This window comes from Paenibacillus sp. V4I7, from assembly GCF_030817275.1.
GTDB lineage: Bacteria > Bacillota > Bacilli > Paenibacillales > NBRC-103111 > Paenibacillus_E.
On record NZ_JAUSZD010000002.1, the window covers coordinates 1,823,840 to 1,838,741 of the forward strand.

The 14,902-nt window shown below is 46.8% G+C and carries 11 protein-coding genes; 6 read left to right on the forward strand and 5 right to left on the reverse strand.

Translation table 11 applies throughout. The features are described 5' to 3' along the window. Positions 1 to 22 precede the first annotated feature (22 nt). On the reverse strand, positions 23 to 685 hold the full coding sequence (locus tag QFZ80_RS09355; RefSeq protein WP_373460041.1) for a methionine ABC transporter permease: 663 nt from the start codon (positions 683 to 685) through the stop codon (positions 23 to 25). Beyond that, on the reverse strand, positions 682 to 1,707 hold the full coding sequence (locus QFZ80_RS09360; RefSeq protein ID WP_307555614.1) for a methionine ABC transporter ATP-binding protein: 1,026 nt from the start codon (positions 1,705 to 1,707) through the stop codon (positions 682 to 684). The genes QFZ80_RS09355 and QFZ80_RS09360 overlap by 4 nt, the downstream gene beginning before the upstream one ends. A 240-nt stretch (positions 1,708 to 1,947) precedes the next feature. Between QFZ80_RS09360 and QFZ80_RS09365 the strand changes: the two genes are divergently transcribed. After that, positions 1,948 to 3,609, forward strand: coding sequence for a hypothetical protein (locus tag QFZ80_RS09365; protein ID WP_307558592.1), 1,662 nt, complete (start codon positions 1,948 to 1,950; stop codon positions 3,607 to 3,609). Positions 3,610 to 3,633: 24 nt separating this feature from the next. Beyond that, the gene (locus QFZ80_RS09370; RefSeq protein WP_307547179.1) at positions 3,634 to 4,593 is read left to right on the forward strand and encodes an acetylxylan esterase; all 960 of its coding nucleotides are present in this window, start codon (positions 3,634 to 3,636) and stop codon (positions 4,591 to 4,593) included. Between the two features lie 44 nt (positions 4,594 to 4,637). Here QFZ80_RS09370 and QFZ80_RS09375 read toward each other — a convergent pair whose 3' ends face one another. Beyond that, positions 4,638 to 5,516 (reverse strand): helix-turn-helix domain-containing protein, encoded by an 879-nt coding sequence (locus QFZ80_RS09375; RefSeq protein ID WP_307547177.1) that lies wholly within the window; start codon positions 5,514 to 5,516, stop codon positions 4,638 to 4,640. 129 nt (positions 5,517 to 5,645) lie between these two features. Between QFZ80_RS09375 and QFZ80_RS09380 the strand changes: the two genes are divergently transcribed. After that, positions 5,646 to 8,618, forward strand: a complete 2,973-nt coding sequence (locus tag QFZ80_RS09380; protein ID WP_307558594.1) for a family 78 glycoside hydrolase catalytic domain — start codon at positions 5,646 to 5,648, stop codon at positions 8,616 to 8,618. Positions 8,619 to 9,172: 554 nt separating this feature from the next. On the opposite strand, the gene QFZ80_RS09385 is transcribed toward QFZ80_RS09380, so the two are convergent. Together QFZ80_RS09385 and QFZ80_RS09390 are read right to left on the reverse strand one after the other, a co-directional pair. Further along, positions 9,173 to 9,886: a DUF977 family protein gene (locus tag QFZ80_RS09385; RefSeq protein WP_307547173.1), complete on the reverse strand. Its 714-nt coding sequence runs from the start codon at positions 9,884 to 9,886 to the stop codon at positions 9,173 to 9,175. Continuing rightward, complete coding sequence (locus tag QFZ80_RS09390; protein WP_307558596.1) at positions 9,861 to 11,492, reverse strand: ATP-binding protein; 1,632 nt, start codon at positions 11,490 to 11,492, stop codon at positions 9,861 to 9,863. Before QFZ80_RS09390 ends, QFZ80_RS09385 begins: the two co-directional genes overlap by 26 nt. Positions 11,493 to 11,719: 227 nt before the next feature. Here QFZ80_RS09390 and QFZ80_RS09395 point away from each other — a divergent pair, with 227 nt between their 5' ends. The 3 genes from QFZ80_RS09395 to QFZ80_RS09405 all read left to right on the forward strand — a co-directional run bounded on the left by QFZ80_RS09395 (position 11,720) and on the right by QFZ80_RS09405 (position 14,898). Continuing rightward, the gene (locus QFZ80_RS09395) at positions 11,720 to 12,784 is read left to right on the forward strand and encodes a Bug family tripartite tricarboxylate transporter substrate binding protein (RefSeq protein WP_373460388.1); all 1,065 of its coding nucleotides are present in this window, start codon (positions 11,720 to 11,722) and stop codon (positions 12,782 to 12,784) included. 75 nt (positions 12,785 to 12,859) lie between these two features. Further along, on the forward strand, positions 12,860 to 13,318 hold the full coding sequence (locus tag QFZ80_RS09400) for a tripartite tricarboxylate transporter TctB family protein (RefSeq protein WP_307558598.1): 459 nt from the start codon (positions 12,860 to 12,862) through the stop codon (positions 13,316 to 13,318). A gap of 53 nt (positions 13,319 to 13,371) precedes the next feature. Then, a complete protein-coding gene (locus tag QFZ80_RS09405) occupies positions 13,372 to 14,898 on the forward strand; it encodes a tripartite tricarboxylate transporter permease (RefSeq protein WP_307547167.1) in 1,527 nt (508 codons plus the stop codon). Positions 14,899 to 14,902 lie beyond the last annotated feature (4 nt).

Here is a 14,902-nt window from a genome sequence, read left to right on the forward strand (position 1 = left end):
ATTACCTCCAAAATAATATGTTTTATTTGCGGTTAAATTTGGCGACCAAACGGTCTCCTAGCATTTGCAGGAACTGAACGAATAGAACGAGAATGATGACGGTCACAATCATGATATCGGTACGGAACCGCATGTAGCCGTAGCGAAGGGATAGATCACCAAGCCCGCCGCCGCCAACGACACCTGACATAGCAGAGTAGGAGAGCAGGGCAACAGCCGTCACAGTGACGGCTGAAATCAGACCTGGGCGAGCTTCCGGCATCAGGACGCGCCAGACGATTTGCCACGGCGTGGCGCCCATCGACTGCGCCGCTTCAATGACGCCGCTGTCGATCTCGCGCAGCGCGGTTTCAACCAGCCGCGCGAGAAACGGCGCGGCTGCGATAACGAGAGGCGGGATCGCGCCTTGGACGCCGATGGTTGTATGCACGATTGCCTTCGTTATCGGAAAAACCGAGATCATCAAAATCACGAAAGGCACAGAGCGCAGGATGTTCACGATCAGCGAGAGCACTCCGTAAAGCGGCAGATTTTGCAGCAGCTGCCCCTTGGAAGTAAGAAATAAAATGATGCCCAGTGCCATACCGATGATGACAGTGAAAAAGAGCGACCATCCCAGCATGACGAGTGTATCGCCAGTTGCTTTCGTAATTTCGGACCAGTTAATGTCCCAGGTCATATTCATTGGTTGAGCACCTCCACGTCGATTCCTTCTTGCTGAAGTTTGGCAATCACAGAATCGATTTCTTCTTGGTGTCCGCCTGTTAATAGGGCAACCAATTGACCGTAAGGTACACTTTTCATGGAAGAAATAGTACCCTGAAGGATAGCAAAGGACACATTCGTCGACTTGACGGTTTCGAACAAGATCGGTTCATATGTTTTGGCACCGATGTAGGTAATTCGGATCACCGTTCCGTGCTTTTCTCCCTGTTTCATCATCGGATCCTGATCTGAACCTTGTGAGAAATCAGAAACTTGTCCAACGAACTCCTTCGTAACCGCATGCTGGGGCTTCAGGAATACATCAATCACTTTCCCGGTTTCGACGATCAAGCCTTTCTCCATAACAGCAACACGGTCACAGATCGCACGAATGACCTGCATCTCATGTGTGATGAGAAGGATCGTAATGCCAAGCTTTCGATTAATATCGAGCAGCAGCGCAAGAATGGCATTCGTTGTCTGAGGATCGAGCGCTGAGGTCGCCTCGTCGCAGAGTAGGATATCCGGATGATTGGCCAAGGCTCTTGCAATACCGACGCGCTGCTTCTGTCCGCCTGACAGCTGGCTTGGATACTTATGCGCGTGTTCCTGCAAACCGACTAAATCGAGCAGCTCCTTAATACGCGTCTGGATCGCCCCTTGCCCCATCCCAGCTAACTTCAGAGGAAAGGCGATATTTTCGGCAACGGTAGAAGAAGAGAGGAGATTGAAATGTTGGAAAATCATCCCGATTTTACGGCGTTTCGCTTGCAGCTGCCTAGAATCCAGCTTTGTCATTTCTTCTCCATCAATGTGGATGCTGCCAGAGGATGGTCGCTCCAGTAGATTTACACAACGCAGTAAGGTACTCTTCCCTGCACCGGAGTGTCCGATGATGCCGAATATTTCCCCGCGATCGATATGTAAATGGATCTGCTGGATGGCCGGTACACGTCCCGGTATATCCTCATATACTTTTTGTAAATTATCGATATGAATCAGGATGAATACCTCCTATTCCATGCAAATATTGGTGATTGTATATTTTGACCAACGGTAAATCATTTTATAAGAAATTACAAGCGGATGCAATGTCTAAAATGTGGAAAATGAAAGGTCACTTTGCATTGACGCTCCATTTATTTGCATATAAACTGAGGTTAACCGTTTCAATTTTGAAAGAGAGCGCTTAAATAACGTGAAAACAGCATTTTTTTAAGTTTTTCTATGGAGGTAACAAAATTGACAAATTTGCAACAACGCCAAAATGAGATCATGACCCAAATTGCCGCAGCGGCAATCAATCAGCCTCTTTTAGACAGCGGATTATTATTTCATCACGATATCCGAGATAATTTCTACTATGCTTCTTATTTATTTGCAGCTTCTCATGAAGAAGCTATCCCATTTGACGGGGATCGCGAACAGGCGAAGATCAAGGCTGAGGGCATCCTGCTTCATGTACTTGAACTCCAGGACCAGAATGCAGAGAGTAAAACCTACGGTCATTGGCCCTTACATCTAAGACCTACTCCACAAGAAGCACCGAAAAATACACTTCCTGTTGAACTAATGGGGAGTCTGATGGTTTATTTCTATCAGCGCTATTCAGAAATTATGAGTGTATCCCTGCGAGGCTCATTTACTTTAGCGCTGCAGCATATTTATAGAAGTAACTTTTATCGAATGCCATCTGAACATTACAACCATCATGAAGCGAAATATACAGCGGCTAAGCTTATTTTCGGACAGCTTTATGAGGATACGGCATTGCTTGAGGATGGCTGCCAAAGCTTGCGCAGTACGCTGAGCCGGGTTACTTCGATAGGTATGTCGGAGTATGGAGGGTTACCTTGGTTCTGGCACTGGATGCAGGCTTTTACGTGCGCTTGGGAGCTTATGAAGGACGCAGAAATTAAAGCCGAATTAGCTCGTTTATTGGACTACCTCTGGGAGGTTCGTTCGACGTATTATCTGGGAGGGGCATGGGTGGGCCCGCATTCGCGGATATGGCCGCATGATATGCCGAAGGACACCAATGTGCTGCACGATTATGTCCAGTTTGGCGATTTCAGATTGCCTGATCACATGCCTCGAACCGAGTATGCAGGTTTTATAGCGTATGAAGCTTCGTCAGAAGTCCAACGTAAGGCCTTACATCGTGCGGCTCCGGTGGAAGTTACTCGCAGAGTTCCCAAACAAGCAGCTCTAGCCGTTAGCGATAACGATGTGCTGCACAGTTATGTATATATCACAGAAAGCTTTGCGCTAGGCGGTATGTGGGAGCGTGTACAGGAGTTTGATAATGAACAACATCGCTGGGATGTAGCCCTTCCGTTAGATGCGGTCCAGGGTGTGAATCATTTGTATTTTTTTCACCCAGGTCTAGGCTATGCAGAAGGAGATTTACGTCATCAAAGCGAATATTCAGAAGTGCTTTTTCATCAAAATGCCTTGATCGCTTCCTATCAAATTCCAGATGGTCAGCCTGAATTCATTATGGGATGTCTGCCTGTAGGAGATTGGATAGAGGAACCGAACGGACTGTTTGGATTAAGTGGTGATGTTTACATGGCTGTTTATGTGCAGCAGTCCTTTCAAAGGGAAGCACGTGAAGATCGATCCGTTGTCACAAGCAAAGGAAGAACGAATTCGGTAGTTATCGAGTGCATCGACCAGAAAACAGCTGAAACCCTTCAGATAAGGGGTATACAGCAATTTGCGAATGTGATGAAGCAGAAACAACCGGTTTATACACTGTCGAGCGAGGACGATTTGCAAATCACCTATTCGACTTTAAAGGATGAAACGATGGTTTTATGCGGTGGCTTACATATTGATAGGAAGATCATCAGACTTGTGAATGGCGAAGCTGTTGATTTCACTACCTATACGGTCGCTTGAAATTTATAGAAAAGAGGATATGACATGCCATTATTTGATTTTCCAATAGACAAGCTAGTTACGTATGAAGGACGTAATCCCCGCCCTGAAGATTTCGATTCTTATTGGGAGCGGGCAATCGCTGAAATGAAGGCAGTCGATCCTCAAATCGAACTTCGTCCGAGTGAATTTCAAGTGCCTTACGCCGAATGTTTTGATCTCTATTTTACAGGTGTCAAAGGGGCTCGTATTTACGCCAAATATGTTCGCCCTAAACACGTGGAAGGACCTCACCCAGCCATTGTGCAATTCCACGGCTATTCCGGTAGTTCAGGTGATTGGTCAGATAAATTACCGTATGCCGCTCTAGGCTACTCGTTCTTTTCCATGGATTGCCGTGGTCAAGGCGGTTTATCGGAAGATGCGGGTGGTGTGAAGGGAACGACGCTTCGCGGACATATCGTTCGCGGCTTAGATGATCACCCTGATCAACTATTGTACCGGGATATTTTCCTTGATACCGCTCAACTCGCAGGCATTGCGATGAGCATGCCTGAGGTTGATCCCGATCGTGTTGGCGCATTGGGTGGCTCTCAAGGAGGCGGCTTGACGATCGCTTGTGCTGCATTGGAGCCTCGCATTAAGCGGTTAGCGCCAGTTTATCCATTCCTTAGCGACTATAAGCGCGTATGGGAAATGGATATGGCGAAGGATGCCTATCAGGAACTGAAGGACTTCTTCCGCCGTCACGATCCACAGCACAAACGCGAAGATGAGATATTCACAAAGCTAGGCTATATTGACATTCAGAATCTGGCAGATCGTATCCAAGGTGAGGTTCTGATGGCCGTAGGTCTAAGCGACACTGTATGCCCGCCGTCCACGCAGTTTGCTGCTTACAACAAAATCAAGTCGAAAAAGCAGTTTGAGTTATATCCGGATTTTGGTCATGAAGGTTTACCTGGCTTCACCGATAAAACCTTGCAATTTATGTTGGGCCTTTAAAATGAAATGCCTCTCACATCTTCGTGATGGAGGGGCATTTTTGTTTATCTATGCTGCTGTCGGTACTGGCTGGGCGTGCTACCTGTCATCTTTTTAAAAAGCTGGTTAAAAAACTTCATATCCTGATAGCCGACACCAGCAGCGACATCGTTGATTTTGTGAGCGTTTGTTCTTAACTGCTGACAACAGGCTTCAATTCGCGCGTGCTGTACATACTCCATGAAGGACATTCCCGTATGCTTTTTAAGCTGGCGATGAAGCTGACGCTCGCTGATGGACAATCTTGCGGCAGCTTCCGTAAGCGAGATGGGGCTGCTGCAATGCCCGCGAATATGGGCGAGAAGACTATCTAAGTCCTGAAGGCTCGCTTTGGACGCTTCCGGTGTGAAATCCATTTTGGAGCGATACATGTAAACAAGAAGCTGTGCCACACATGTTTGTAAAATCGTCATAAAGCCGCTGCGATGGGCGTTATATTCGAAATGTAATCGTTCAAAAAGAGGCTGGAATTCCCCATTGCGTTCTTTAAAAGAAAGCCAAGTAGATTGTTCGGTTGCCTGAGTGAATAGGATGTTAAATTCCTCTTTACTTCCATTCAATTGCGAGTGAAATAATTGGTTCAACCATTCCTGGGTGAAAATGCAATTGTAAACCACGAGGTTTTTTTTCTGCGCAATCGATGATGGGCGGAACACATGGGAGACGCCAACAGGAATGAAGAAGAGATCTCCTTTGGAAACGGGTAATGAGGTATTGTCGATGTAATGTGCACCACTGCCCTCGGCTACATAGCTAATTTCAATGAAATCATGCGTATGCTGCAGCATTTCAAACGATTCGTGAACTCGGTTGACGTAAAGCGGAAGTTCCGGAAGGAAAAATTGATCGCCGGGCGTTTCGATAATGCTTCGTTTAATAGTCATTTCGTTTACTCCTTTTATGTCAATTAAGACCCTAATGAATGTCAGAATTAACCCTAAAAATGAGTACGCTCTCATCATAAAATAAAGGCATCGAAGTAACAATCATTATTTTTGGTGGAGGCAGCTGAAATGAGACAAGTAGAAACCGACTGGCAAGCTCAATGGGTTTGGGGGAATGGTGAAGTTAGTCCGCGAAACGAGTGGCGGTGTTTCAGAAGAACATTCAATGTAGGCGCTACAGGTTGGGGAGCCGCAAAGATTTCCATAACGGCTGATTCGCGATACGCTTTATATGTGAATGGAACCAAAGTGGGACGAGGACCTGTTCGTTCATGGCCATTCGAGCAGTCCTATGATACTTACGAAATTGGACACTTGCTGCACAAAGGACAACCTAATGTGATAGGGGTCATGGTGCTCCATTTCGGTGTGTCCAATTTTTACTATTTGCGCGGACGCGGCGGTTTGTTAGTGCAAGTGGAGAGTGAGCATGAGGGTCATTCTGTCGTAGAGTTGGTGTCGGATGAAAGCTGGAAAACCTCGCTGCATCTTGGGTATGATAGCCGCTCTGGGCGGATGTCGTGTCAGCAAGGCTTTGCTGAGCGGATGGATGCGAGCGCTTGGCCAGCGGATTGGTATTTGCCAGATTACGATGATTCTGCATGGGGTCATGCCTCTATCGTTGGAGCTGTTGGTACAGAGCCTTGGAGCAAGCTTGTGCCAAGGGATATTCCATTCCTTACAGAGGAACTTGTGTGGCCAGTTCGTATCGAATCCCTCCACCAGGTAAAGCCCGTTGCATGGACGGCCTCGATTGATGTCCGTAATCAAATGGTGCCAGAGAGTGTGAATCATGCGAATCCAGTGGGTTTTGCTGGTTTTATGGCAACGGTAGTGAGAACCGAGAAGGCAGTAAAAGCGGTGTTAGGAATCGTTCAACCGAGCACGGTGAAGGGATGTAGTGTGAATGGAGAGTGGCTGGATGCTGAGCGTTATACGGGTGTATTGCCGGAAAGGTATGCCGAGATTGAACTGAAGGCAGGAGACAATCTCATTTTGCTGGAAACGACCGGTGTTGACCATGGCCGAACGCTGCAGTTGGGGATTGATTGCGATGCTTATTTCGAGGTCGTTTCTCCGTTAGGGGAGGCAGCCATTGATACGTCGCCATTTATTTCAATTGGTCCTTTTGCATCTTTTGAATGCATTGATCACCAGGAAAGCAGTGACTCCTTGCACCCATATGAAGGATTTGGGTCTTCTTCAGCGGGTGATCGAAAGGATGAATTGGATGCGGATACCTATCGCGCTTTTAATACGTATGTGGAGATTCGTAGTTTATCTACTGCTAAGGACCTGAGCCGTTATACGGATTGGATTCGCCCTTTCCCACTGGAATTGGTGAGCAGGGATTCTATCTTTGCGCTCAGTGTCTGGAAAAAAGAAGCGCTGGCGCAAGCTGTGCCTTACCCTCTGCAGCAGGTAGTTATCCCAAGTGTGAATCCTGCAATATTGCCGAGATATGAAGGGGCAGATACGGAATTTATCCTTGATTTTGGCCGTGAGTTATCTGGCTTTATCCAATTCGAAGTAGATGCTTCTGAAGGAACCATACTTGATTTCTATGGCTATGAATATATGCGTGATGGTTGGCGTCAAGATACGTTTGATTTAGATAATACCCTGCGGTACACGTGTTCGGAAGGACGTCAATCGTATACCTCTTATGTGCGGAGAGGATTCCGATATTTGATGGTTACGGCAAGGAATGCTGCAAGAGCAGTCAAAATGTACGGTGTTCAGCTGCAGCAAAGTAATTATCCTATAGCAGAAATTGGCAAGTTTCAAAGCTCTGATGCACTTTTGAACGATATATGGCAGATTAGTAAGCATACAACTAGACTTTGTATGGAAGATACATTCGTTGATTGTCCCGCTTATGAACAGGTTTTCTGGGTTGGGGACAGCCGCAACGAGGCTTTAGTTAATTATTACGTGTTCGGAGCTACGGAGATTGTCGAGCGTTGTTTACGATTAGTGCCTGGTTCCAGAACCCAAACACCGTTATACGTGGATCAGGTTCCTAGTGGTTGGAGCAGCGTTATCCCGAACTGGACGTTTTTTTGGGCGCTGGCCAGCTGTGAATATTACGAGCATACAGGAGACGAGGTTTTTGCGAGAGACTTATGGCCGCATATTCGTTTTACCCTTGAGCATTATGAACAAAAACTTGATGAACGTGGATTATTGTTCATAAAAGGCTGGAACTTGCTGGACTGGGCACCGATTGATCAGCCGAATAATGGGGTGGTGACCCACCAAAATATGATTCTGGTCATAACGCTGCGAAGCGCGGCACAGTTGGCGAAAGCCGTTGGCGATGTGGGAGAAGCAGCTGAATATGAGGGGAAAGCGCTTCGTCTGAGCCAAGCAATTAACAAGCATTTATGGAATGAGGAGCGCAGTGCATACTTGGATTGTATCCATGCGAATGGCCGTGCTTCGACTGTTTTTAGTATGCAGACGCAGGTTATTGCCTACTTGTGTGGTATCGCTGAAGGAGAACGTGCTGAGCAGATGAAGACATATTTGTTTGCTCCGCCGACGGATTTTGTTCAAATCGGCAGTCCGTTTATGTCCTTCTTTTATTATGAGGCTCTCGCGAAAATGGGCCGTATGGGTATTGATCGCATGATTACAGATATGCGGAAGCATTTTGGGCAAATGATTGAATATGACGCCACGACTTGCTGGGAAATGTACCCGAATTTCGCGGAAAATAGAGCAAACCCTGACATGCTTACGCGCAGTCATTGTCATGCGTGGTCGGCAGCGCCAGGCTATTTCTTAGGCGCGCATGTACTTGGTGTCACTCCCGCCGACAAAGGCTGGCGGAAGGTCGTTGTAGCCCCGCAGCCTGCGGATTTGCAGTGGGCGAGGGGCACTGTTCCGCTGCCACAGGAGGGACGGATCGATGTCGCTTGGCGACTCGAGGAGGAAGGACGCGTGATGCGGCTGCAGGTTTGGGCGCCGCGCAGCGTGGATGTGGAGATCCGCATCCCAGACGGCATGGACGGGATTGTGGAGCGTCACGAAGTGTGATGCAAAGAGACGCCGGCTGGTGTGGCCGGCGTCTTTGTTTGGATTTTTTATTCTAAAGCTGCTAAAAAGAGCACACATATGCTTTCCACGACTTTTTAAATCCATCTGAGAAGGCCGAAAAAGACGGTTCAGATCGCAGTGAGGGGAGTATTCGCTCGGAAATTGGGCTGAAAGGACCAAAAAAGTCTTCTCAGAGGTGAGTTAACAATTAACTCCAGCCGAGAAGGCCGAAATAGGCGTTTCAGATCCAGTGAGAGGAGTATTCGACTGGAAATTGGGCTGAAAGGACCAAAAAAGTCTTCTCAGAGGAGAGTAAACAGCTAACTCCAGCTGAGAAGACCGAAATAGACGGTTCAGATCCAGTGAGAGGAGTATTGGACCGAAAATTGGTGCTGAAAGGACCCAAAAAGTCTTCTCAGAGGAGAGTAAACAGCTAACTCCAGCGGAGAAGACCGAAAAGGACATTTCGGGTCCTAGATGGGGGGGATTAACCTGCAATTTACTGAGGTTAAACTTAGTTTTCGGCGTAACAGCCAAGGGCTAACACTTATGCATCAAGCCTTTTTCCTCCGGTACACCCGCTCCGGTCGGCCGACCACGCCGTAAGACAGGTCGGCGTATAAATCGCCGGAGCTGACTAAGTGCTCGAGGTAGCGGCGGCCGGTGGAGCGGCTGACACCGATTTCTTTGGCGATTTGATCAGCGGTCAAGCCGCCGGATGCGCTAGATATCGCCTGTACGATTTTTACCAAGGTTAGCTTATCAATCCCTTTGGGTAGGAAAGAGGTGTCCAAATTGGTTTCTTTCTTGGAAGTTCCAGACATAAGGCGATCAACATCACTCTGATTGATCATACCGCTTTGGTTCATCCGCCTCAGTTCACGATGGAAATTCAGATAGCGCACTAGCGTTTCTTGAAGCCGGTTAAAGACGAGCGGTTTGATGATATAATCAAACGCACCGCTGCGAATGGCGTCACGAATGGCGTCTATTTCTTTGGCAGCGGTGATCATAATGACGTCAGTTTCCCGGTAATGCTGCCGAATAAAGGAAAGCATCTCTAAGCCGTTGGCACCAGGCAAGTAAACATCGAGTAGGACGAGATGCGGGGTCAGAATTTCTAATTGTTCCTTGGCTTGACCCAGATCCGTGGCGATACCGACAACATGGAATCCATCTACTTTTTCGATGAATCGTCTGTTAATCTCGGCAATTTTCACATCATCTTCAACAATTAATACTTCAACGGTTTGATTCTGGTGTTCCATTGGGCAGACTCCTTTCTTTGAGATCAGGGATCTTGGGAATCGCAACGGTGAAAATTGTGCCGCCTGCGGGGTTTTTATGAAAGGTAATGTACCCACTCAACTTTCCGACGGCATGCTGAACAAGTGCGAGTCCAATGCCGCGGTGTTCCCCTTCTTTGGTCGAAAAGCCTTTTTCAAATACAGCCATACTCGTCTCCTCAGGAATTCCTACGCCTCGATCCTCGCATTCGATAATAAGATCCTCACCAAGGTCGGTTAGAAATAATTTCACATACGGTTCTGTTTGATCACCACCAGCAAGTACTGCTTCCATGGCATTGTCAACAAGGTTACCAATGATGGTGACGAGCATATTTCGATCAATCTGAGCCGGGATGTCGCTGAATGAGCTTTCGTGATCAATTTCGAAGGTTATCTTTAATTCCTGTGCATGATTAAATTTGCCAATAAGCAGCCCGCCAATCATGGGATCGGGGATTTCCCGCATAATGAACTGTACCCAATTCTGATGCACATCAGCCTCCCGGGATATAAGTTCGACAGCTTCTTGATACGATTCCAGTTGGATTAGCCCCGAGATGACATATAGCTTGTTCGAAAATTCATGCGTTTGTGCGCGAAGTGCCTCTGCAAAGCGTTTGACCTGGGACAGTTCCTCGGCCAATCGATACAGCTCAGATTTGCTGCGAAAGCTCGAAACTGCACCGGTCACGCCTAATTTTCGCTCAATAATCGGTACCCGATTCACTATAACCTCATGGTCCCCAATGAGCATTTCATGATCAAATTCAGCTTTACCCGAACGAACGACTTCATACAATCTCGTATTCGGTATAATGTCCTCAATATGTCTTCCAGTAATCTTAGCCGTGACAGGCAGCTGCAGCAGCTGAAGCGCATAGCGGTTTGCCATCGTAATAATACCCTCACGATTAACTGCAATGATGCCTTCGCGAATGGACTCTAGAATTGCCTTCTTTTCGGTATATAATGCGCCGATTTCCTTGGGCTCTAAACCATGGATGGAACGCCGGACATTATGGGCGATGAGGACAGAGCCAACAAGGCCAATGATGAGAACGATCAAAGAGATCATCTCAATTCGTGTTTGATACGCAGTCGTAATTAGTGCTATGTCCTCTGTCAGGAAGCCAACGGATACGATACCGATCACCTGGCCATTATCGCCAAATACCGGAGCTTTGCCTCGGAGTGAGGGACCCAGCGATCCAATAGCCTTGGAGATGATGGATTGCCCCGCGAGAACGGGACCATTATCTCCACCGACCATTTCTTTGCCTATTCGGTCAGGCAGGGGATGCGAATAACGGATACCTTCGCGGTTCCCTACAACGATGTATTCCGCATCTATTTTCTCACGTACCGTCTCCGCAATGGGTTGAATCACGGCCGAGGGGTCATTTAATTGAAAGGCATGCCTTATTTCAGGCATACTAGCCACGGTTTCGGCTACCTTCAAGGCGCGTGTACCAATCTGATCTTCAAGGGCGGAAGTCATTAGGTAATAGAATATGCCGCCTAGACTAACGATGATGAAGACAAGCAGTGAACAAATAATCAAGATTAGCTTAGTTTGCAGCCTCATTCCCTAATACCCCCCCTGTTTTTGCTAGTATTGTATCATAAAGCGCTCTCATTTTGAGGGAAAACGCATTGGAGCCGTCGTGAACAATATGAACAAAATGCCCAAAACGATGTTATTATAATTAATCTTGTTAAACTTCTCAATTTTCTATTCAGGTGATATTCTGAAAGCGCTTCAAAGAAAGCGGAATCACGTATAACACCAAAAAGTTGGAGGGGTTTCATTTGATAAAAAATGTCTTAGCAGCATCTTTGAAAGTAACATCGATCAGTTTATTAGCAATCTCCTTGGCAGCATGCGGTAATGGGGCAGCTAAACCAACAGACGCAACAGGTGACAAGGCCAAAGAAACAACAGCACCAGCACAAGCGGCATCCAAATATCCTGAAAAAGCGTTGAGCATCATCGCGCCATCCGGTGCAGGAGGCGGTTGGGATATGACGGCTCGTACGATTGCCAAAGTATTGACGGAAACGAAAGCGCTTAATAAGCCGATTTCGGTTGAAAATAAGCCGGGTGGAGGCGGTGCCGTCTTCATGGCGGAATATGCGACAAAAGATGTGAAAGACAATTACAAATTGTTCGTTAGCTCACCACCGATTCTCATTAACCACCTGAAAAAAGAAGGTAACACGCCATACGGCTATGGAGACACAACACCACTTGCTCAATTGACGAAGGATTATGGCGCGGTTGCGGTTGCGGCAAACTCGAAATATAAAGATTTGAAATCACTGCTGGATGATATGAAAGCTGACCCTACGAAACTGACGGTTGCTGGCGGTTCTGCACCAGGCTCCATGGATCATCTGGTTTCCATTCTTCCAGCTTTTAAATACGGTATCGACCCGAAAAAGGTGAAATACGTATCCTATGATGGCGGCGGGGAAGCGGTAACAGCTTTGCTCGGCGGTAATGCGGATGTGCTTGGTACCGATGCTTCTTCCTTGGACCAATATGTGAAATCAGGCAAGATTAGAGTGCTTGCGGTTGCAGCTCCACAACGGCTTGGAGGCAGCATGAAAGATGTTCCAACGATGAAAGAGCAAGGTGTTGACGCTGAGTTCTTAATCTGGCGCGGCTTCTTCGGACCTAAGAATATGGACGCTGGTGCGAAAAAGTTCTGGGAAGATACGATCAAGAAAATGGTTGATTCCGATTCATGGAAAAAAGAAATGACAGGGAACAACTGGGAAACAGATTATAAAAAAGCGGATGAATTCAAAGCTTTCCTAGTGCAGCAAGAAACGCAATTGAAAGATATGCTGACAGCTTTGGGTATGCAGAAATAAGAGAGCTTAGGGATGCTGGGGGTTAGCGAATTTGCTCTCTCCCCATGCACCAAGGGCAGGAGGTTGAGAAGCAAGATGAATACCATGTTTGACCGTTATGCAGGTATCGTTTTTTTCGCTATCGGCACCGCATTTGTGATCGGCAGCAGGAGCATTTCAACAAGTGCATACGGCAGTAATGTAGGCGCAAATATATTCCCGATGATGCTGGGTTCTTTCTTAGCATTAATGAGCATTCGTCTCATTTATGAGACGTTTCGCAAGCAGCAAACGCAAAAACGTAAAGAAAATTTGGATTACAAAAGATTTGGTATCATTTTCGTTTCAGCGGTCCTGTATGCGTTATTTCTCGAAGATATCGGATTCGTCATCTCCACGTTTCTCTTTTTAATGATCGGGTTTCAAACGATGCAAAAGGGGAGAGTTTGGGTTTCGCTTTTGATCTCGGTTGCATTTTCATATGGGATGTATTCTCTATTCGTGAATGTGATGGATGGGTCACTTCCTGGATTCCCAGCTTGGTTAGGCTTCTAAGATAATGCTTACGTAGTTGAGTTTGCTAAAGCAAACTCTAAGGAGGTAATGAAATGGGCACGATTGATTATGTGCTTCATGGCTTGGGTACTGCCATGCAGTGGCACAATGTCATGTTTGTTTTTCTAGGCGTTTTGATTGGTACAGTGGTAGGTGTCCTACCCGGGATTGGACCTATGAGCGGTGTTGCTCTACTAATTCCGATTACAGCGACAATGACCGCAGGATTAGGTCCTGAAGAAGCCGCGACGAGCTCCATTATTCTACTCGCCGGCGTCTATTATGGAGCGATGTACGGAGGTTCGACGACTTCCATCCTGCTGAATACACCGGGAGAATCTTCTTCCGTCGTAACCACCCTAGACGGTTATCAAATGGCTAAACAAGGCAGAGCCGGGGCTGCGCTTGCGATATCGGCGATCGGTTCCTTTGCTGCTGGCATTATATCTCTAATTGGCCTTATCTTCCTTGCTAGGCCCTTGTCGGCTGTTGCCATCAAGTTTGGTCCTGCCGAATATTTCTCACTCATGGTTCTCGGCTTACTCGCAATCAGCGGTCTAGCTGGTAAATCGATGGTCAAGGCTTTAATGATGACCGCTTTCGGACTGCTGCTCGCAACGATCGGGATTGATAATGTATCCGGCGTTGAACGATTTACATTTAATATTCCTGAGCTCTATCAGGGCTTGGAATTCCTTACAGTGGCCGTAGGTACATTCGCTGTCGGTGAAGTGTTCAAGACCATTCTACAGCGAGAAGGAAACGATGGTGAATTGGCCAAAATCAATCGAATCCTACCGACCAAGCAGGATTTGAAAGATAGCGCGGCACCTATCGCTCGAGGCTCAGTGCTTGGATTTTTCATCGGGCTTCTACCTGGAGCCGGTGCCATTCTTGCCTCCTTTTTCGCTTACATTGTAGAAAAGAAAATCAGTAAAAATCCCGAGAAATTCGGGAAGGGCGCCATTGAAGGTGTAGCTTCTCCGGAAGCTGCGAATAATGCGGCGTCAGGCGGTGCCATGATTCCACTTTTGACACTTGGCATTCCTTCATCCGGGACAACTGCTATTCTGATGGGTGCATTCATTATGTACAATGTTCAGCCGGGTCCTTTGCTATTCCAAGATCACCCGCAGCTCGCATGGGGCGTTATTGCCAGTATGTTCGTGGGTAACTTGATGCTGCTTATTCTGAATATGCCGCTCGTCAAAGTGTTTGCGAAAGTTATTGAAACACCAACGAAATACTTGATTCCATTAATTATCGTGTTTTCCGTATTCGGTGTCTACGCAGTTCAATATTCAACGTTTGATTTGCTCCTAATTATGGGCTGCGGTCTTGTCGGGTACTTCTTATCGAAAAATGATTACCCGTTAGCGCCATTGGTACTTGGTCTTATTCTTGGACCAATGCTGGAAAATAACATGCGCAGAGCATTGACCATTTCGAATGGAGATTTCATGATTTTCTTACAAAAACCTGTCTCCCTCGTTTTCTTGATTATTGGTTTCTTATGGTTAACGATCCCTTTAATCTTGAAGATGAGAGGCAAAAATGTTCTTGTAAACGAAGAAGGATAAGCTG